At 41.3% G+C, this 20,710-nt stretch carries 16 protein-coding genes and 1 pseudogene; 1 reads left to right on the forward strand and 16 read right to left on the reverse strand.

The genetic code is table 11. The features are described 5' to 3' along the window. Positions 1-783 (forward strand): annotated as a pseudogene (locus tag VK664_RS06765) (heme-binding protein); the annotation flags it as partial. Between the two features lie 119 nt (positions 784-902). Here the strand turns inward: VK664_RS06765 and VK664_RS06770 are convergent. The 16 genes from VK664_RS06770 to kaiC all read right to left on the reverse strand — a co-directional run bounded on the left by VK664_RS06770 (position 903) and on the right by kaiC (position 20,614). Next, entirely contained in the window at positions 903-2,606 is a 1,704-nt protein-coding gene (locus VK664_RS06770) for a HAMP domain-containing sensor histidine kinase (RefSeq protein WP_461397870.1), read from the reverse strand. A gap of 60 nt (positions 2,607-2,666) precedes the next feature. Next, a complete protein-coding gene (locus VK664_RS06775; protein ID WP_461397871.1) occupies positions 2,667-3,785 on the reverse strand; it encodes a sensor protein KdpD in 1,119 nt (372 codons plus the stop codon). Then, positions 3,778-4,347 carry an N-acetyltransferase gene (locus VK664_RS06780; RefSeq protein ID WP_461397872.1) on the reverse strand — a complete coding sequence of 190 codons (570 nt, stop codon included), beginning with the start codon at positions 4,345-4,347 and terminating at the stop codon, positions 3,778-3,780. The genes VK664_RS06775 and VK664_RS06780 overlap by 8 nt, the downstream gene beginning before the upstream one ends. An 18-nt stretch (positions 4,348-4,365) precedes the next feature. Further along, the gene (locus tag VK664_RS06785; RefSeq protein ID WP_461397873.1) at positions 4,366-4,725 is read right to left on the reverse strand and encodes a DUF7674 family protein; all 360 of its coding nucleotides are present in this window, start codon (positions 4,723-4,725) and stop codon (positions 4,366-4,368) included. A 266-nt stretch (positions 4,726-4,991) separates the two neighbouring features. Further along, positions 4,992-6,077, reverse strand: a complete 1,086-nt coding sequence (locus tag VK664_RS06790; RefSeq protein WP_461397874.1) for a porin — start codon at positions 6,075-6,077, stop codon at positions 4,992-4,994. 109 nt (positions 6,078-6,186) lie between these two features. Then, on the reverse strand, positions 6,187-6,741 hold the full coding sequence (locus tag VK664_RS06795; RefSeq protein ID WP_461397875.1) for a K(+)-transporting ATPase subunit C: 555 nt from the start codon (positions 6,739-6,741) through the stop codon (positions 6,187-6,189). A gap of 9 nt (positions 6,742-6,750) precedes the next feature. Continuing rightward, complete coding sequence (gene kdpB / locus VK664_RS06800) at positions 6,751-8,817, reverse strand: potassium-transporting ATPase subunit KdpB (protein ID WP_461397876.1); 2,067 nt, start codon at positions 8,815-8,817, stop codon at positions 6,751-6,753. Between the two features lie 11 nt (positions 8,818-8,828). Further along, on the reverse strand, positions 8,829-10,544 hold the full coding sequence (kdpA, locus tag VK664_RS06805) for a potassium-transporting ATPase subunit KdpA (RefSeq protein WP_461397877.1): 1,716 nt from the start codon (positions 10,542-10,544) through the stop codon (positions 8,829-8,831). A 16-nt stretch (positions 10,545-10,560) separates the two neighbouring features. After that, on the reverse strand, positions 10,561-10,641 hold the full coding sequence (gene kdpF, locus VK664_RS06810) for a K(+)-transporting ATPase subunit F (RefSeq protein WP_461397903.1): 81 nt from the start codon (positions 10,639-10,641) through the stop codon (positions 10,561-10,563). 455 nt (positions 10,642-11,096) lie between these two features. Continuing rightward, positions 11,097-12,431 carry a sigma-54-dependent transcriptional regulator gene (locus tag VK664_RS06815; protein ID WP_461397878.1) on the reverse strand — a complete coding sequence of 445 codons (1,335 nt, stop codon included), beginning with the start codon at positions 12,429-12,431 and terminating at the stop codon, positions 11,097-11,099. Between the two features lie 165 nt (positions 12,432-12,596). Then, the gene (gene dinB / locus VK664_RS06820) at positions 12,597-13,772 is read right to left on the reverse strand and encodes a DNA polymerase IV (RefSeq protein ID WP_461397879.1); all 1,176 of its coding nucleotides are present in this window, start codon (positions 13,770-13,772) and stop codon (positions 12,597-12,599) included. Between the two features lie 12 nt (positions 13,773-13,784). Beyond that, on the reverse strand, positions 13,785-16,736 hold the full coding sequence (locus tag VK664_RS06825; RefSeq protein ID WP_461397880.1) for a DNA polymerase III subunit alpha: 2,952 nt from the start codon (positions 16,734-16,736) through the stop codon (positions 13,785-13,787). 212 nt (positions 16,737-16,948) lie between these two features. Next, positions 16,949-18,241 carry a sensor histidine kinase gene (locus VK664_RS06830; RefSeq protein WP_461397881.1) on the reverse strand — a complete coding sequence of 431 codons (1,293 nt, stop codon included), beginning with the start codon at positions 18,239-18,241 and terminating at the stop codon, positions 16,949-16,951. Positions 18,242-18,245: 4 nt separating this feature from the next. Continuing rightward, positions 18,246-18,569, reverse strand: coding sequence for a circadian clock KaiB family protein (locus tag VK664_RS06835; RefSeq protein ID WP_461397882.1), 324 nt, complete (start codon positions 18,567-18,569; stop codon positions 18,246-18,248). A gap of 1 nt (position 18,570) precedes the next feature. Beyond that, complete coding sequence (locus VK664_RS06840; protein ID WP_461397883.1) at positions 18,571-18,900, reverse strand: circadian clock KaiB family protein; 330 nt, start codon at positions 18,898-18,900, stop codon at positions 18,571-18,573. Beyond that, a complete protein-coding gene (kaiC, locus tag VK664_RS06845) occupies positions 18,875-20,614 on the reverse strand; it encodes a circadian clock protein KaiC (RefSeq protein WP_461397884.1) in 1,740 nt (579 codons plus the stop codon). The genes VK664_RS06840 and kaiC overlap by 26 nt, the downstream gene beginning before the upstream one ends. Between the last annotated feature and the right edge of the window lie 96 nt (positions 20,615-20,710).

Consider the following 20,710-nt stretch of genomic DNA (forward strand, 5'->3'; position numbering starts at 1 on the left):
GCACTTACAGACAAAGAAAAAACAGTAAGGGTTGCCGGTCTTGACCTCCTTCAAAAAATGAACATCACGAAGGAAGTCATGGTCAGTCTCCTGACTAACGTGATCGGTACAAAAACCATGGAGGAAAAACAGGCTGCATTACTAACGCTCGGAAAACTACCCTTACAATATTCAGGCAAACCACTGAACGACCTCGTTACAAAGATGGGCTCCGGCTCACTGTCACCTGATCTTTATCTTGAATTGGGTGAAGCTATCGACAGCACCGGCTCCGCGGACCTTAAAACAAAGTTTAAAGATGTAAATGCCAGATTATCGCCTGATGAACTTACGGCCGCTTATGCAGGAAGTTTAAACGGGGGTGATGCAAATCGTGGCCGGAATATATTTTTCCGTAACCAACAGGCACAATGTATGAAGTGCCATGCCTACGATGATCGTGGCGGTAACGCCGGACCGAGACTAAATGGTGTTGCCATTCGGCTTGCCCGCGAGCAATTGCTTGAAGCACTGATCTCACCGGGTGCCAGGCTTGCACCTGGTTTTGGTATGGTGTCAATTGAAAAGAAAGATGGCAAAACTGTTTCGGGACTGCTAATGGAAGATACCAAAACAACAATAGTTCTGAAAATGGGTGATCAGCCAAACCAGGTTGTACCAAAGGACCAGATAGTAAAAAGAACAAACTCGCCATCAAGCATGCCGGATATGAAGGCAATACTTTCGAAAAAAGAGATCCGCGATGTCGTTAGCTTCCTGAGTACATTGAAAGAAAACAACTAACAGAATTATGAGTTATGAGTTATGAGTGAGTTATGAGTTTATAAGTTATGAGTCTCTACCTTGAACTTTTAACTGATCACTCGTCCACTCACTCATAACTCATCACTCATAACTCATAACTATATTAAAGGGTTTTTCCCGATTGAAAAACCAAACTCACTACCCCTACCCACCTCACTACTCACCCAAATCCTGCCAGCCTGGGCCTCAATGAATTCCTTTGAGATGGCCAGTCCAAGCCCGGTGCCTCTTGTACTGGATCCGGGTACACGGAAAAACCTTTCGAACACTTTTGACTGGTATTCCGCTGGTACGCCAGGTCCATGATCTGTTACAGAAAATGTGATATGATTTCCTTCGTTTACTATAGAAACGACGATTTCGGAGCCGTCACCCGAATGTTTTATTGCATTGGTCAAAAAATTACTCATCACCCAACCTGTCTTTTCAGCATCAGCTTTGATGGTTGGTAAACCCTGGTCATACTTTTTTGTGATCAAAACATTTTTTTCTTTAGCAGTTGTGGCGAAACTCTCAATGGCAGTATCAGCTATTGTATATGGTGACACATCCTGAACATCGAGTTGTATTTTTCCGGCTTCCACCTGCGCCATATTGAGCAGTTCGCTAAGAATTCGCAGCATTCGCTGATTATCACCTTTTAAATGGGCAATTAAATCTTTTTGTTCAGCAGTTAACGTACCAATGCGATCATCGTCCAGTAACCTTAAACTCAAATCAGAAGATGCAAGTGGAGTTTTAAGCTCGTGCGAAATGGTTGCTATGAAATTAGTTTTGGCGACATCCAGCTCCTTGAACGAGGTAATGTTTTTTAATACAATCATTTTATTTCCCGGGCCTTCCTCCTGCGTTATATCTATCACTTCTTTTATAAAATAATTTTCACGGTTGTCAACGACAATTTTGAATGGTACGCTTCCATTTTCCTCGATAAGAAAACGAAGAAGATCATTGTGTTCGCTTATCTCTTCAATTTTCTTTGACACCATATCCGTCGATTGAAGGTTTAGTAAACGAAGAGCCTGGTCGTTCACAAATAAAACGGTGTTGTTCTTATCTATGCCTATGCTTGCATCTTTTAAGCTGTTGATCACCGCTTCCGCGCGGTTTTTTTCGAAAATAATTGTATTCAGATTGCTATTCTCGAAATATTCAAGCCGCTCCGCCATATCGTTAAACGAGGTTGCCATCTGGCCAAACTCATCATGTTGTGTCAATCTTATGCGGTGACTATAATTGCGGTGACTGATCTGCTCAATACCACTTGTAAAGGCATTAATAGGACCCGTTAGAATGGAAGGAAAGTTATAAACAAAACTTACTCCAACAACGAAAACCAGGCCGGCTATCAGTGTAATATAAGTCATAGCTTTATCAGCGGTCGCTGATGCCCGTTCATTTTTCTGTTGTATGGCATTCATATTAAGGATGAGGATTTCGTTTAACGCTTTTCGGATGTTCAATTCAATTTCTTTGGTATTGTTCCCTTCCCTCCATAATTTGAAATGCATCATAAGCTTTTCTGTTGCTTCCTTTTCATCAGGCTCAGTAATATTGCGTTGTTGTAAACTTAACGCAGCCTCAAACCGCCGGAACGCCGTTGCAGAATCCAGCGGCAGACTATCCAATATGCCTGACATTGCATGTACATATTCGATCGATTCATAATTGTTTTGCAGAATTTGATCAGCATCGTTCTTTAGCCTGATTATATGAAACATGCCAACTCCCGCAGTTAAGAGTAACAAACCGAACAGGAAGACAGTTCCCAGGCGAATTTTTTGTTTTACAGTTTGTGCCATGTTTGAGTTAGAATATTTTATTGATGCAAGATCATGTTTACTGTTTTTTCAAAACAACTATCATGACAATATAACCAGGTCGACATTATTCGAGGACAATTTTTTCAGCAGTTGATTAAAAACACTGGTTTTCAGGATAATCTGCCACAAGGTAAGATGAGGTTTGCCAATACAAACGGTTGTGATCTTTTTTTCTTCAATAACCTGCATGATAGCTTTTGTTATATCATCTTCTTTGTATTGTATTACCTCACCTCCGAGTTCCATGGCATTTTTAAAATTATTTATAAGATGGCGTTGTGCTGCCAAAGCTATTTTATCTGTTGACTCACGCGGCGTTTGCACATACAATACATACCACTGGCTGTTGTAATATGAAGCTAGTCTTGCAGTCTTTCTAATGATTCGCTGTGCAATAACATGATTGGATGAAACACAGGCCAGGAAATGCTCATGACGGAACGGGGACTTAATCGCCGTAATATGGTAATCTACTTTTCTTTCTACTTGCCCTGCTACTTCCTTCAATGCAAGTTCACGCAATTGAAGAATCTTATCAGGTTGAAAAAAATTGGTAAGAGCCTGCTGAATTTTGGAGGAATCGTAGATCTTCCCTTCCCGCAGGCGCCTCAATAACTCATCTGCAGGTAAGTCGATATTCACAACCTCGTCTGCCAGTTGTAATAATTTATCGGGTACCCGTTCTTTTACTTCTACGCCGGTTATATTTATTACCTCATCGTTGATGCTTTCAATGTGTTGAATGTTCAAGGCAGTTATAACATCAATTCCTGCCTGCAGCACATCCAGTACATCCTGCCATCTTTTTTCATTTTTGCTTCCGGGAATGTTACTATGAGCTAATTCATCAATCAATACAATCGCGGGATGGTTAAGAAGAATAGCCTGCACATCCAATTCATTAAGTCGTTTGCCTTTATAAAACACCTCCCTTCTTGGAATTTCCGGTAAACCTTCCACAAGATCGGCAGTCTCCTTCCGGTTATGTGTTTCAATGTATCCGATCTTGACGTCCTTCCCGTCTCTTTGTAACTGGTGTGCTTCCTGTAACATGCGGTAGGTTTTGCCAACACCTGCACTCATGCCAATATAAATTTTTAATTTACCCTTGGCAGTACCGGGAATGCTATTAATATCATTGGTCGTCTGCTCAGCCATGTTTTTCAATTTTGGGGCAGCTTTGCACAGGTTGAAATAACATAGCTGTGCATAAACAGTTTTTAAAATTCTTAAGCTTCAGTATATCAAAATTCACACAGCTCCGGCACCCTTCCCAGAATGCCGTTTCATGTGGCAATTCATTAAAAGTGACAGTCTCAAACTTTAGCCTGGCGTTCATTTTCATAATTGCAAGACCGGTCGTAATGCTGAATATTTTCGCAGCCGGGAAAAGTTTCCGACCGAGAGCAAAGATCTTTTTTTTAATCGCCTTTGCTACTCCACCTTTACGGAATTCCGGTGCAACGATCAATCCTGAGTTTGAAACGAATTCACCGTTAGCCCATACTTCGATATAACTAAAGCCCGCCCACTTTCCACTTTTAGCAACTGCAATAACTGCTTTACCGCTGCTTAATTTCTCTCTGATACTATCCGGCGTTCTTTTTGCAATTCCCGATCCACGCGCAATTGCAGACAGTTCCGTTTCTTTTGATATTTCTTCAGCAAATTGCTGATCCTTTTCACTGGCAATTCTTATTATAAAACCATCAGGGTCCATTATTCAATTTTTTAAATGTTAACATCCACTTGTCATTACCTGTCTCAGATAGACAAAGTACAAATTCTGTGGAATCATATTTTTCAAAACCAGATTTTCAGTCTTCGCTTCCGAGAACATAGTCTCAAAAGAGTAGACGAAAATATTTTCAATTAAATCCCGGACAGTTTTATCGCCGTTTTCATAGAGCCTGGCGGCAAGCTGAAAACATTTCCTTGCGCCCCCTAAATCGTGTTGATGAACAGCAAGCTTTGTGTAGTTAGTTAATTTGTTCAATGAAACGTATACACTCACGTCGGTATGGGCCGGGTAAATAGTCGGTTCCAGTTCGGGAAATTCTTCTCTTATAAAGGAAGAGACTTCATATTGACTTGTCATGGTATTTTCTTTTGATAAACTAATAGTGCCAAAAAACGAACCCTGATTTTCATTAATGCCAAATGTTTTTGTTCTTATTGATTGCCAGTCAATTAAACCCTGTCACAAGTTTTGCATCGTAAAAATGCCTCGACAGCTTATCTCATTTTGATTGACAAATTATCATTTTGAGAATTTTAGATCAGGGCATTTTGGGAAGCATTTGATCAGACTTTTTGTGATCAGACTATTTGTGATCAGACTGTTTGTGATCAGACTGTTTTTGATTAAAACGAAACCGCAGCTGCCAGGGTTACTGCAGAATTTGATCTCTGCCCGATACCGTCTTTGTCAACGAAAATCCTGTCACCATTATTCAGATTACGAAATTCCAATCTGATCATAGCATTAGGAATGGGTATGAAGTCAATATTCGCTGACAAGCTTACCGTTTCAAAACCATTTGGTGTACCTGTTGAAATAATAACTCCGTTTTCATCTTTGAAGTACTCACCGCGGACGGAAAAGGCCCATTTTTGTGATGGTGTAAGCCGGGCAATCAAAACAGGCGTATACCAGGTGTTTACCGAATTATCGGAAACTGATTTTTCTTCTGTTCCAATATCGAATCCAGCTGTTAAGCCAAATTTGCTGGTTAGTTGATAGATGCCATAAACATTGTGATATGTTCTGAACAACCTGGCAGAGTCCGGTTTATCCGTTCCAAAGAAAGTACTGTAATTTAATGACAGTTTGCTGCCTGGCTTTACCGTGATCTGGCTACCCCAACTCATCATAGAGTTACCTTCTACCTTTGTGATCCTTTGCCAGCCATTCAATGCCAATGCACTTACACTTAACTTCCCGTTATCTGATGTGTAGCCAAGCCTGGCGCCACTTTCAAAATAGGGTGAGTTCTCAGCGACAAGACTTCTCGTCAAAGCCCAGTTGTCTTTTCCTATAGCACTTTCAAATCCGATATGAGAAGGTAAGATGCCAATGTCGAACCAGATATTTTTCTTATTACTCAATTTATAACCGGCGTTTGCTTCCAGAATATTTTTAAGAACACCAGGCTCGGCAGCATAGTTGGCATTCATATAAGTACCTGCCGCGATCGCCAGGTTGGCACGTACCCTATCCTGATTATAATCCGCCTTTATAAAACCCAGGTTTAAATTGAACTCGTTATGGCGATTATGGCTGTATAAAAACGAGGGCCTGGTATTAGAAACCGGCTCACTGAAATCGAAACCATAATATGCTTCCAGGTAACCCGTAATTGTAAGGGGGTTAGTATTGGGTTTAATTGAATCCTGACCAAAGCCAACGAAAGAAATGCAAACGAATAATATACTAATAATTGTTTTCATAAATAGTCTTTGAGTTTTTGTTAATCCGGAGAGTCTTTCACCTTCCCAACCCTTGCAGGTTGTTTCCGGGAATGGTAAGTTGTTTCCGGGTATGGTAGCCTGCCGTTTTTTATTTCAGTTCGTCCAGTGCCGCATTTAATGCCAGTACATTAATAATATCAGGACCTACCGGGTTCTGTTTGATGTGCTGATCAACCAGCGATTTTACTTTTGATTCATCAATGTTTCGGATCTTTGATATCCTGGCCACCTGTACATATGCACTCGCGGGAGAGATATCAGGATCTAAGCCGCTTCCAGAAGCTGTAACCATTTCTGCGGGTATTTCTGATTTCTTAATTCCCGGATTGTGCACCATAAATGTGTCGATCCTGTCAGATACAATCTTAAGATAGTCCGGATTAGATGGACCTTTATTACTGCCCGCTGAACCTGCAGCATTGTAATCAACTGCAGATGGACGGCTCCAGAAATATTTGTCTTCTGTAAATTTCTGGCCAATCAGTTTATAACCTGCAATCTTCCCGTTAACAACAACCTGTTCGCCATTGCCGCCACCCGGTGCGATTTTTCCAACCAGGTATATAACCCCAAAGTAGAAACCGCATAATAGAACCAGCATTACCAGGGTTAGTCGTATTGAGGGTAAGAGATATTTTTTCATAATTTTTTTTTAGATAAATAAGCCAACGATCAGGTCAATTATTTTAATTCCAATAAAGGGTACTACAACTCCGCCAACACCATATATCAACAGATTTCTTCTTAACAACGCCGATGCTCCGATAGGTTTATAGTTAACACCGCGAAGGGCGAGCGGAATAAGGATCGGGATAATAATTGCATTGAAAATAACTGCAGCCAGAATTGCCGTCTCCGGACTTTTCAGGTTCATGATATTTAATCCCTGCAGGGCCGGAATGGCAGTCACAAATAAAGCCGGAACTATTGCAAAATATTTAGCCACATCATTGGCTATTGAAAATGTAGTAAGTGTACCGCGTGTTATCAACAGCTGCTTTCCGATTTCAACAACTTCGATCAATTTGGTAGGATCATTGTCCAGGTCTACCATGTTGCCAGCTTCCTTAGCGGCCTGGGTGCCAGAGTTCATAGCTACTCCTACATCTGCCTGGGCCAGGGCGGGAGCATCATTTGTACCATCACCCATCATGGCTACCAGCTTACCTGAATTCTGCTCGTTTTTTATATAGTTCATTTTATCTTCCGGCCTGGCTTCAGCGATAAAATCATCAACACCGGCTTTATCTGCTATAAATTTTGCAGTTAGTGGATTATCGCCTGTAACCATCACTGTCTTTACCCCCATTTTCCTGAGACGTTCGAATCTTTCGCTGATGCCAGGCTTAATAATATCCTGCAACTCTATTACTCCTTTCACAAGACCATTCTCGGAAACTACCAACGGGGTGCCTCCATTTTCTGATATTAATTTCACCCTCTCGGTTACCTGGGCAGGAAATGTGTTTCCAGCTTTACTAACAAGAGTACGAATGGTGTCCTGCGCTCCCTTGCGTATTTTTGTTCCATCCGGAAGATTTGCACCACTGCTTCTTGTTTCAGCAGTGAAGTCAATAAATTCCATGTTTGTTTCTCTTCTTTTATTTATGCCTTGCTGAAGAGCCAGTTCAACTATTGATTTTCCTTCCGGTGTGTTATCAGCCAACGAACTCAGCGCTGCAAGACCCATGAAGGTTGCCATACTTGTACCATCAGCTGCATAAAAATTTGTCGCCTTTCTGTTGCCTATCGTTATAGTACCTGTCTTATCCAGCAGTAACACATCAACGTCGCCGGCTGTTTCAACTGCCTTACCACTTTTTGCAATGATATTTGCGCGGAGTGCACGGTCCATCCCGGCTATGCCGATCGCAGATAATAACCCACCTATTGTTGTCGGAATCAGGCATACAAACAGTGAGATATATGCAGCAATTGTAATGGGAGTATTTGCATAATCAGCAAACGGTTTCAGCGTCACACAAACAATGATGAATACTATCGTGAATGAAGCGAGTAAAATTGTCAATGCGATTTCATTGGGCGTTTTCTGCCGGTTAGCTCCCTCTACAAGAGCAATCATCTTGTCAAGGAATGTCTCACCCGGAGCAGTAGTTACTTTTACGATTATCTTATCTGAAAGTACTTTTGTACCACCGGTTACGGATGATTTGTCGCCGCCGGCTTCACGAATCACCGGGGCGCTTTCACCTGTGATCGCACTTTCATCAATGGATGCTATACCGCTTACAATCTCACCATCCATAGGGATCACATCACCTGCTATACAAACAAAAAGATCATTTAGCACTAATTGCGATGATGATACAATCTCGATTTCATCACTTGAACCGTTGCCGTATGTCCTTACCCGTTTTGCAGGTGTATCCTGTCTTGCCCTTCTTAAGCTTTCAGCCTGTGCTTTACCACGCGCTTCAGCAATGGCTTCTGCAAAGTTGGCGAACAATACCGTGAGCAAAAGGATAAAAAAGATTGCAAAGTTATAACCGACTGAACCCTGGGTGACGTCACCGGAAACCGCAGTAAGGATGACCACTGCCAGCATTACGAATGTGCCTATTTCGACAGTGAACATCACAGGATTCTTTATCATCAGTTTTGGACTCAGCTTAACAAAAGCTTGTTTTATAGCAGTCCTGACCAGCTCACCCTGAAAAAGTCCGGTCTTTGGTTTATTTATTTTGATATTATTATTCATTGTAACTAAGATTAATAGATAGAGAAATATTCAGCGATTGGTCCAAGGGCCAGGGCCGGGAAATATGACAGTGCATTAATAATAATGATTACAGCAAGCGTCATTATTCCGAACGTTAATGAATCAGTTTTTAAAGTACCTGCTGATTCAGGAACATATTTTTTCTTAGCCAGGAGACCTGCGATTGCTATAGGACCAATGATGGGAAGAAATCTTCCTAGTATCAGGATGAAACCAGTCACCACGTTCCAGAAGATATTGTTATCTCCCAGTCCTTCAAAGCCACTTCCGTTATTGGCATTGGCAGAGGTATTTTCGTAAAGCATTTCGCTAAACCCATGGTTTGAGGGGCTATTCAACCAGTTCCCCGGTTGAACGGCCCAATCTATCCCGGGATGTTGTACATTAAAATAAGCAGCCAGGGCAGTACCTGTCATGATCAGGAAGGGGGATAATAAAGTGATCAACGCGGCAATTTTTATTTCGCGTGCTTCTACCTTATGACCCATAAATTCAGGGGTTCTTCCGACCATCAGTCCTGATATGAATACAGCGATCATCAGATAAATAAAATAGTTTAGTAATCCTACACCGCATCCTCCATAGAAAGAGTTGATCATCATACCCAGCATTTGCATCATGCCTGATAAGGGCATGGAACTATCATGCATAGAGTTAATCGATCCGGTAGAGATTACAGTTGTCACAACACTCCAAAAGCCGGAAGCAGCAGGACCAAATCTTACTTCTTTACCTTCCATGGCTCCTGTAGGTTGCATCACACCTAATTTTGCAATAGCGGGACTTCCATTTATTTCCTGTATAACTGTCGGTATCGCAAGGCACAGAAAACCTATTGTCATCACTCCAAATATTACATAGGCCATTTTTTTACGCTTTATGTAAAAACCAAAAGCGAATATCATAGCCAATGGAATAATAAACTGGGCGATAAGCTCAGTCACATTCGTCAGATAATTTGGATTTTCAAGCGGATGCGCTGAGTTTGCTCCAAACCAGCCTCCGCCATTGGTACCAATATGTTTGATTGCAATCATCGCAGCAGCAGGTCCACGGCTCACCTGCACGCTGTCACCCTGTAAGGTGACGATGGAATCCTTTCCCTCGAAAGAAGCAGGGGTACCATTGAAAGCAAGTATTACTGCCACTATTATTGATAATGGCAACAGAATGCGTGTTAATGATTTAACGAAATATACCCAGAAGTTGCCGAGGGTATCACTTACTTTATCGCGCAATGCACGAAAGAATACAATGGCAGCCGCGATCCCGGTTGCAGCAGAAACAAACATGAGAAAAGTAATTACGACTATCTGGGTTAAATAGGTCACACCGCTTTCACCGCTATAGTGTTGAAGATCGCAGTTAACAAGAAAAGATACAGCTGTGTTGAAAGCAAGATCCGGCGTCTGTGATGGATTACCGTCGGGATTGAGAAACAATGAACCTTGTGTAATCAACATAATAAAAGCATAGATGAACCACACAAAATTGATGGTCAGCAAGGCTTTCAAGTGTTGTTTCCAATTCATTTCCCCCCTGGGGTTTATTCCAGATAGACGGTAAATAGCTTTTTCAACCGGGGCCAGAAAATCAAGCGGCGTTTTTTTGTCACCAAAGACATTTGCAATGTATTTCCCAAGCGGAAATGCTATAAGTAGTGCAAGCCCAAACACCAGGACTATTCCTAAGATTTCATCATTCATAAAAAATTATTTCGGGTTAAAATTTTTCTGGATTTATCAACACATAACAGAGGTAGATAAATACAATTAAGGACAGAACGAATAAAACGGTCATCATAAAAAAATAATTTAATGAGATTGAATTGTTTCAATCAGGTAAATTCCAATGGAATTACCTGGTCCAAAACACGTGTTCAAATCAATTCAAAAAAATCAACGGATTTAAAAAATATCCAGAAACAAATGATCCCCGCAAGAAATAATAGAGCTGTTAACATAAAAATGGTTTATAAATTAGGGTAATACCTGTAATCTTTTCGCAGGCTTTAACAGGGCGGGTATTGCGAATGCAATGCCTGTATTGGAATATCTTCTTACACCTGCATAAAAGCCAGTCCGGGAACGGGTTTAGATAACTTCAAGATTAAAGTTAACAGGTCCGGATACAAAAAAAACCCTCTCAAATTGAGAGGGTTTATTATCATATTGAGAAGATCTTTGCGAGCCGACTTAAATTCAGTCGTTCAACTTTACTTCAGTCGTTCAACTTTACTTCAGTCTTTCAACTTTACTTCAGTCGTTCAATTGGTATTCGTCGATTTTTCTATAAAGCGTAGCCAGGCCAATCCCAAGCACACGGGCAGCCCGGGTTTTATTTCCGTTAGTAGATTGCAAAATCTTTCTTATATGGCTTTTTTCAACGGCTGCGAGAGAAAGTGAGACGTTGCTTGTGTCGTTTTGTTTCTGTATATCGTAAGGCAGATCTGCAACCTGGATTATATTTCCCTCCACAAGAATCACTGCTCGTTCAAGAACATTTTTTAGTTCCCGAATATTTCCCTTCCAGGAATAACTTTTTAGCAAGCTTAAGGCAATGGGTTCTATACTAATTGCCGGTTTGTTTTCCTGCAAACTGAATTGAAGCAGGAAATGACTGATAAGCCCAGAGATGTCTTCTGGTCTCTCCCGCAGCGCCGGTAGCTCTATGGTCAAAACATTGAGCCTATAGAAAAGGTCTTCGCGAAAGTGACCACTTTCAATCTCTTTAACCAGGTCACGGTTGGTTGCCGCGATTATCCTGACATTGGCCTGGTGTTTTTTTGGATCGCCAAGCCGATAATATTCACCGTTCTCAAGTACCCTTAACAGTTTCGCCTGCAGGTCGATGTTTAATTCGCCAATCTCATCCAGGAACAAGGTTCCCCCTTCAGCAACTTCTATAAGTCCTTTTTTATCCTTCACGGCACCGGTGTATGCGCCGGCTTTATATCCAAACAGCTCGGCTTCGAGCAGCTCCCGCGAAAAAGCAGAGCAATTAATGGCTACCAGCGCAGCGCTTTTCCTTTTGCTGTTGTAATGAATTGCATTGGCAAAAACTTCTTTACCGGTACCGGTTTCACCAAGCAACAGTACCGTAACATCTGTTCCGGCCGACTTCTCCGCCAGTTTTATAGCGCGCGATATCAGTACGCTTTTACCAATTATCGAACTGAAAGTTGCATCTGTTGGTTGATTGACTGTTACCGCCGAGTTTCTCTGGCTTTGCACTTTAACATAAGCCTGGTTCAATAAAGGTATGATCCGATCGTTGTCATCACCCTTTACAACATAATCGAAAGCTCCGTTCTTGATCGATTTCACTCCATCATTTATGTTTCCAAAAGCAGTAAGCAGTATAATTTCAATGAGAGGAAATTTATTTTTTACCGTTGTCACAAAATCAACTCCATTGCCGTCAGGTAATTTAACATCACAAAGAATGACATCCACCGGATGATGATTCAGGATGTCGAGACCCCCTTTGAGTGTCGAAGCTTCTCTTACTACAAAGCCCTCGAGTGAAATAATGCGGCTCATCAATTTTCTGAGCTGATCTTCATCATCTATAATCAGTATGTTACCGGACATATGTTGGGAACTGGTAGTTCATGTTATTCGTGATTGATGAATTTTTGAAATTACCGGCAAGATACTTTAAAAGAATTATGAATTATGAGTTATGAGTTATGAAAGAAGTTAAGAAACTAAGAGTTATGAATTCATAATTCAACATTTCATAACTTCTTTCATAACTCATAATTCATAATTCATATCTCTCTTGAAGACTGCCGCGGCACTGGAAAGCACACCTTCTCCAAATTGATTTTTGATGCTATCAACTGCCTGGTACAAATGAATGAGTTCTGAGGTGTCCTGGAACATGTTTATCTGGTAGGTTCCTGCGATCAGGTGAGTGAGCCGGACTCCTATAAGGCGGATAAGCAAGCGCCTTTCATACAACTTTTTAAATAGTTCCCGAACGGTTTTCACAAGCATCAGGTCGGCATTTGTATAGGGCACCGTTTTCTGGATAGTATGAGTTTCAAAATCGGAGTATCGGATCTTGACAGTGATACATCCCGTGAGGCGGTTCTGGTTCCTAAGGTCAAATGCAATTTTTTCTGTCATCCTCACAAGCTCCGCGTCAAGGAAATTTATGTCTATAGTATCCTGCTGAAATGTATTTTCTGTAGATATAGATTTTTGTTCATGATAGGGAATCACCGGGGATTCATCAATCCCCCTTGACCGACGCCATAACTCCTCTCCTGTTTTACCCATCAGATTCTGAAGCAGCATCAACGGGATATCGCTGAGCATCAGGACTGTTTCCACACCCATCTTCAAAAACTTATACCCGGTTTCTTTTCCTATGCCTGGAATTTTCATAATGCTCAATGGCGCAAGAAAAGACCGCTCGTTACCAAAAGGTATTTCGATCCTTCCATTTGGTTTCACTTCGTTTGTTGCAACTTTGCTGATCAGTTTATTGCTGGCTAATCCATAAGAAACCGGCAAACCGCTTTCTTTTATCACCTTTGATTTCAGTTCTTCTGTGAACTTTGCACAACCGTAAAATTTATCCATGCCCGTGAGATCAATATAAAATTCATCTATACTTGATTTCTCAAACACAGGCACTGATTCACTTATTACCTCGGTGACCATGCCTGAAAACTTGCTATATTCCTCGAAGTCACTTTTGATCACTATCGCTTCGCGGCACAAACGCAGGGCCGCCCGCATAGGCATAGCACTGTGTATACCAAATTTTCTTGCTTCATAACTACAGGCTGCAACTACTCCCCTGTCGCTGCTTCCACCAATAAGCAAGGGTTTGCCAATTAACCTGGGATTGCGAAGCCTTTCGACCGATACAAAAAATGCATCGAGGTCGAGATGTGCAATATGCCTGTTGTAGGTTAACATAAAACGAATACTTTAAACCTCATAAGATCTCGGTTTGTAACCAACCCTTACCATTTTGTTTGCTTCCAGCGAAAACACACCGAAATCTTCTGTTACACGGCCGGTAATGCGATAGAAACCCCCGGTATGCAAAGGATAATCCCGCGCTGAATCAGGAAAATGAACAGTATCTATCCAATCCAGCTTAGAGTCGACAAAAGTTCCAAAAAACATCTGGTCACGGTTTTTTGTTACCACCCCTTTCCTTGCGATATAATAGGCAAGAACCGTGATTGATTTGCCTGCAAAATCGCAAATCTGTGAAGCAGCAGTATATTTTGATGGATCATCATCAACCATTTCAAATGGATTGGTCAAAGTGAAACCAAGAATTTCCATCTGGTCAAATAAATCATCGAGCGGATAATCCTGTAATGCAGGCAACTGAATCTCTACCGGCTCTTCCCGGAACAAAGCCGGTGATTGATGATGTGCCGGTTGATTTCTTTTCTGCAGAAAATTCGCTTCCCATAGCAGGTGTTTTTTTCCCTTACCTGTAAACCTGAAAGCACCTATACTTACCAGCGTATTCAATTGTTCGAGTCCCACATTTGTTCTTTCAATAAAATCCTGCATATGAAGGAAAGGACCATTGGTCTGTCTTTCCTCAAGCAACGCATCTATCAATACCGTTTGTAATCCCTTGATATGAACAAATCCGGCAAACACTTCGTTGCCATGGATATTCGTGTATATATCACTGTTATTAACACACGGGGCTTTAATGTCACCGCCTATCTTAAGGAGTTCAAGAAAATAAAGCTCCCGCGAATAAAATCCACCAAAATTATTGATCACAGCAACCATAAATTCTTTCGGAAAATATGTTTTAAGATAAAGGCTCATATAACTCTCGACTGCAAAACTTGCCGAATGTGCTTTATTAAAACTGTAACCGGCAAAACTCTCCATCTGCCGCCAAACTTCTTTCGCCAGGTCGTCCGGATGTCCCATTTTTTTACATCCTTCATAAAAATTGTTCTGGATAATTTTAAATTGATTGTTAGAACGGTATTTGCCACTCATCGCACGGCGTAAAATATCTGCTTCTCCAAGATCAAGTCCTGCGAAATAATGTGCAATCTTTATAACATCTTCCTGGAACACCATCACTCCATAAGTCTCTTTCATATGTTCTTCAAAAAGCGGATGCAGGTAAACCGTTTTTTCAGGATGATGAAACCGGTAGATATATTCCCGCATCATACCCGACTGGGCGACCCCGGGCCTGATGATGGAACTGGCCGCTACCAAAGTCAGGTAGTCATCACAACAAAGTTTTTTAAGAAGCTGTCTCATAGCCGGTGATTCAATATAAAAACAACCAATAGTGTTGGCTTCTTTTATTTGGCTGGCAACGCATTTATCCTGCTTAAACTTTTCGACATCATGAATATCGATGTCTGTTTTTTTATTTTGTTTGATGAGAGACAAGGCTTCACGTATATGACCCAGTCCACGCTGACTGAGGATATCAAATTTGTTTAGCCCAATATCTTCAGCCACGAACATATCCATCTGTGTTGTTGGAAAGCCTTTGGGAGGCATAAACATTGAAACATAATTTAGTATAGGTTCTTCTGAAATAAGCATTCCACATGGATGTATGGAAAGATTACTCGGGAAGTTGCGCATAAGCGCTCCATACTGAATAATGAGCTGCTGAATATGATCGGTTGGCCTGTTAGTCAGTTGCAGTGTTTTTATTTCTTCTACCGGTAAACCAAATACTTTGCCCAGCTGAAGTATGATGGCATCATGCTGGAAGGTGGGATAAGAACCAAGCAAGGCAACATGCTTTTTGCCATATCGTTTGAAAACATAGTCAATCACCTCATCACGATCTGTATATGAAAAATCGATATCGAAATCTGGTGGTGAGGTTCTGTGCGGGTTAAGAAACCTCTCAAAATAAAGATTGAGTTCTATAGGGTCAACATCAGTTATCCTAAGGCAATAGGCAACAATGGAATTCGCCCCACTACCCCGTCCCACATAATAAAACCCGCGGGATTGGGCATAACGTACGATATCCCAGTTAATCAGGAAATAGGAATTGAAGCCCAGCTCATAGATAATTTTTAATTCTTTGGCCAGGCGATCAGCAGCAACTTTATTTCGCTTGCCATAACGCGAGATAAGGCCATCCCTGGCAAGCATTTCGAGCAAAACACGATCATCTTCGATCGAAGCACTAAAAGTTTTTTTTGTTTTATCGGCCTTGAAGTCCATTTCGATATGGCAACTGTCAATCAACCTGTAGGTATTAGTGACCATAAACGGATATTGCCTGAACTGGCTAAGCAGTTCTGCAGGTGATTTAAATGTTTCGTCAGGATCACATTGCACAGAAAGAGGCAGCTTCGACAACAATAGATTTTTGTCGATAGCACGCAACAACCGATGCAGATTAAATCTTTTTTTATCCTGCACAGTCACAGGTTGCCTGATTACAAACTGCTGTTGATATTTTGTAACATCGACATTATATAACCTGGAAATCTCGCAAGGGAGTACGCCGATCTTTTCGTTTTCTCTTAAAGATTCCGGAACCTTTTTACCAAAAGGGAAAATCACATATCCATCGCCCGGCTTTGAGAAAAAAACGGGCTTATCTTCAATAACCGGGAAAGATTTTTTTTCAACCAGGTGATTGGTTAAAAATTCATTGATCCAGGCAAGGCCAACATTATTGGCTGCTAGTAATATATAAAGAAGCTCATCTTCATTCCTGATCTCAACACCAGGAATTGGTTTTATACCATGTTCACTGCAAAGCTTAACAAATTCCCAGCCGTTACAGGTTGAATTGATATTTGTCAGCGCCAACGCAGTTATTCCCATTGCAGTTGCCGTTTCAACAAGTTCTTTGGTTGAAAACGTGCCATAACGAAAGCTGAAAAATGTCTTGCAATTCAAATACATAGACTGCAAGAATACTAATTATTTTAGTAATAATAAACTAAGTTTATTAGCCGTTGATAGTCAACTCGATTAACTGATCAGGTAATCAGTTAATTGTCGCGTAACTCAATTAATTCACCAGGTAATCAGTTAATTGTCGCGTAACTCAATTATTGATCAGTTTTAAAAAGTCAACTCAGTTAATTAACCAACTTTGAAGATGTTTGGTTCGCTTATTGTCTTAGCGGGCTAAGCGGGAGAATAAAAAGAAATGTTGAGCCTTTACCCGAAATACTCTTTGCGGTAATAAGTCCGTTGTGTTTTTCGATAATTTTTTTACTTATTGCGAGCCCGATTCCTGTGCCTTCATATGCGTCTTTGGAGTGAAGCCTTTCAAAAAGTACAAATATATTGTCCAGGTATCTTGATTCGAAACCGATCCCGTTATCTGAAACGGAGATAAGTACAAAACCACCACTTGCTGATTCTTTACTATCGAAAGATTTATCAGCTAAAGTTTTGCACGAGATATGGATCACCGGTGGCACATCTTCCCTTGAGAACTTGATTGCGTTGGAGATAATATTCTGGAACACCTGCCTGATCTGCCCCCGGTTTACATCAATAACGGGCAACGGATCAACCGTGATTGTTGCCTGTTTTTCCGCAAAGACCAGTTCGAGATCTTCAAGCAGTTCTTTGATCAAAATGTTGAGATCGACCTTTTCGACAAGATTTGTCCTGGCAGAAAGTTTAGAATAATTCAGGATATCCAGCACGAGTTTTTTCATTCGTTCCGCTGACACGGTTATCTTACTCAGGTATTTTTGTGATTCCGGGCTAAGTTGGTCTGAAGCCCTAACTTTCAACAGTTCAGAAAACATCTGGATTTTTCGGAGTGGCTCCTGCAAATCATGGGAAGCAACTGAAGCGAATTGCTGCAGATCATGATTGCTTAGTTCAAGTGCATGATTCGATTCAGCAAGCTGATTATTGTTCTCTTCTAGTTTTTCCTGGGTCAGTTTTAGGGTGGAGAGGTCAGTTACAATCACGCTGAGCGAAACGTCATCTTCCAGTTCAAGAGCGGTCAACGACAAAAGAACTGGTTTCTCATGATCATCTGCCTTCAATATAACTTCACCTTTGCAGTCTTCGTCCCAGCATTTTTTAAACTGTTCCTGAAAATGACCACGGGTAGCATCATTTATAAAATCTTCAAAAGGGTATCCAATTACAGATGATATGGGCCGGGCAACCATTGATGCAAACTGGGAATTGCAATAAAGTATCAAACCTTCATTACTGAGGGTCACTGCGCCCTCTGTCATTTTTTCAATGAATACCCGGTAAGTAACGTCGGCTGATTTAAGCGTAAAAAGCTGGTGCCCGTTTGTTCCTTCAACCATCAGCGCGTCCACTTGCCCGGTGCGGATAGCTTCAATTGTCTCGTTTGCTTCATACAATTGCCTTTTCACTTCCTCAAGCTCCGACAACAATTCACCATATGGTTTCGATTTCAATTCCATTGTTTTAAGATTGAAGACCCAGACCCTTCAATACTTTTCCCGTATCTGACATATCACCGATTAGCCTTCTTTCTGGTCCGGGCGATTTTTTAATCAGTAATGGCAATGCTATAATCTGTTCTTCTTTAGCCAGGACTGCCTGCTGATAAACATCAATTATTTCCAGAAAATATCGTCCCTTCAGATGTTCCTCACAGATATCACGAAGATTTTTAATGGCGCGGACAGAATTGGGAGATGTACCGGTTATGAACAACCGAAGAATATATTCGCTGTTTGTAGCTGATGAATTTTTCGCGATTGACTTATGTCCCGGTTTTGTTAGCATTTTAAAATTTTATCGGCCGCAGATCCAGGCCTACAAGCACTTTTTCTTCATTTGAAAGATCTCCTATTATTTTTCTAATAGGGACGGGTACCTTACGCACCAACGTTGGTATTGCCAGGATCTGATCACCGGCAGCCAACTGTGGATGAATAAGCAGATCGACAACTTCTAGTCTGTATTGATCACAAAGATGTTGCTCACAATATTTCCGGAGATTCGCAAGTGCGGTCATTGACTTAGGGGTATTGCCCGCGATATATAACCGCAACTCATATTTTTTTTCCTTCTCTTTCTCCGGTAATTTCTTACCTACGTTCTTTGTTTTTATCATTAATTATAATATTCGATCTTAGTTGACTTAATTTATTCCGGTTTTTCTCCAAGATCTGTTTGCGTAGGTCCTCTTCCTGGTAAGATCTGTTCAGCTCATCCTGTACACCCTCGAATTCTTCTTTCAACGAACTGATCTTTGATTCAAGTACCAGCCGCTTCCGCTCAATCTCCCGATCCTTTCTTGTCACCGCATGTGTTCGCATCTCAACGCCCGCAGCTTCATTTAGTAATTGAGCTTCCCTTGCAGAACCAGTCAGAACACCATCGGGACTGAGATAAACATCCAGCAAATCAAGACCTTTGTCTGTGATTACAAATTCCCTCACCTGGTTTGAATGTTTCATCCCGCGTGACTTCATGATATACATGCCACGGTTCCTCTCTCCATTTGTTTCTATATCACGTACAAGCAACCAGGCATCGACCAATGAAGAAACACCTTCGTCCGTTTGTTCGTTTACGTTATTGTTTAGGGTGAGAGCTGTGAACATTACCGTAATATTCTGCGATTGCAAATAGTCAATCAATCTTATCAATATAGATTTCACTTCGGCAACTGAGCCAACCGTAATCAGGTTGGTTATCGGATCAAGTATCACCGTTGAAGGCTTGAATTTTTTAATCTTTTTATGGATTGCTACAAGGTGCATTTCAAGACCGAATAAAGTAGGTCTTGAGGCATGCATTTGTAATAGCCCTTCAGAGATATGTTTCCGGAGATTCATTCCGATAGAGCTCATGTTGCGAACGATTTGCTGTGGCGACTCTTCAAAAGCAAAATAGATACAGCGTTCCTTTCTTTTGCAGGTGGCATCCGCAAACAATGCTGCTATACTCGTTTTTCCCGTACCAGCTGTTCCCGAAACCAGGATTGAACTGCCCTGGAAAAATCCCGTTCCCTCAAGCATTTTATCGAGTGCCGGTATACCTGAAGAAACACGTGTGGAGGAAACCTCATTATTAAGCAATAGAGAGGTAACGGGTAAAACAGAAATACCTTCTTCATCAATTAAGAAAGGATATTCGTTTGTGCCATGCAGTGAACCGCGGTATTTAACTACCCGTAAAAGTCGCGTCGAGATCTGGTTAATCACCCGGTGCTCAAGTAATATCACACAGTCTGACACATATTCTTCGAGTCCCTTGCGGGTCAACGTTTTCTCACCTTGTTCACCAGTGATGATAGCCGTCACACCTTTTTCTTTGAGCCATCCGAATAACCGTCTTAACTCTGCCCTTAAAATACCTTCGTTATTCAGTCCTGCAAATAAATTTTCTATAGTATCCAGCATTACCCGTTTGGCGCCAATGCTGTCAATTGCATATCCCAAACGAATAAAAAGTCCGTCAAGATCATATTCACCGGTTTCTTCAATTTCACTTCTCTCTACCCGGACATGGTCGATTCTGAGTAAGTCATCTTTTTGTAATTTCTCAAGGTCGAATCCCAACGACGCGACATTCATTTCAAGGTCGGCGGCTGTTTCTTCAAAAGCTACAATTACCCCTGGCTCTCCATATTCCAAAGCACCACGAATGATACACTCTATGGAAAACAATGTTTTGCCTGCTCCGGCAGACCCGCAGATTAGCGTGGGTCTGCCTTTGGGCAAGCCTCCTCCGGTAATCTCGTCCAGCCCCGTTATTCCTGTAGGGGACTTTGGTATAGCCAATAATAATTTTGAATTGTCTTTTTTTGACTTAGAAGCCATAAGGCAAATCAGGTTTAATTTTGAAATCGTTGGTGGCCTTTGAACTGCTCCACAATCTTCAAAAACAATGCCTTTGCCAATAAATTGGTTTTCAAT

It is taken from the genome of Flavitalea sp., assembly GCF_035489435.1.
Taxonomy (GTDB): domain Bacteria; phylum Bacteroidota; class Bacteroidia; order Chitinophagales; family Chitinophagaceae; genus DATHKG01.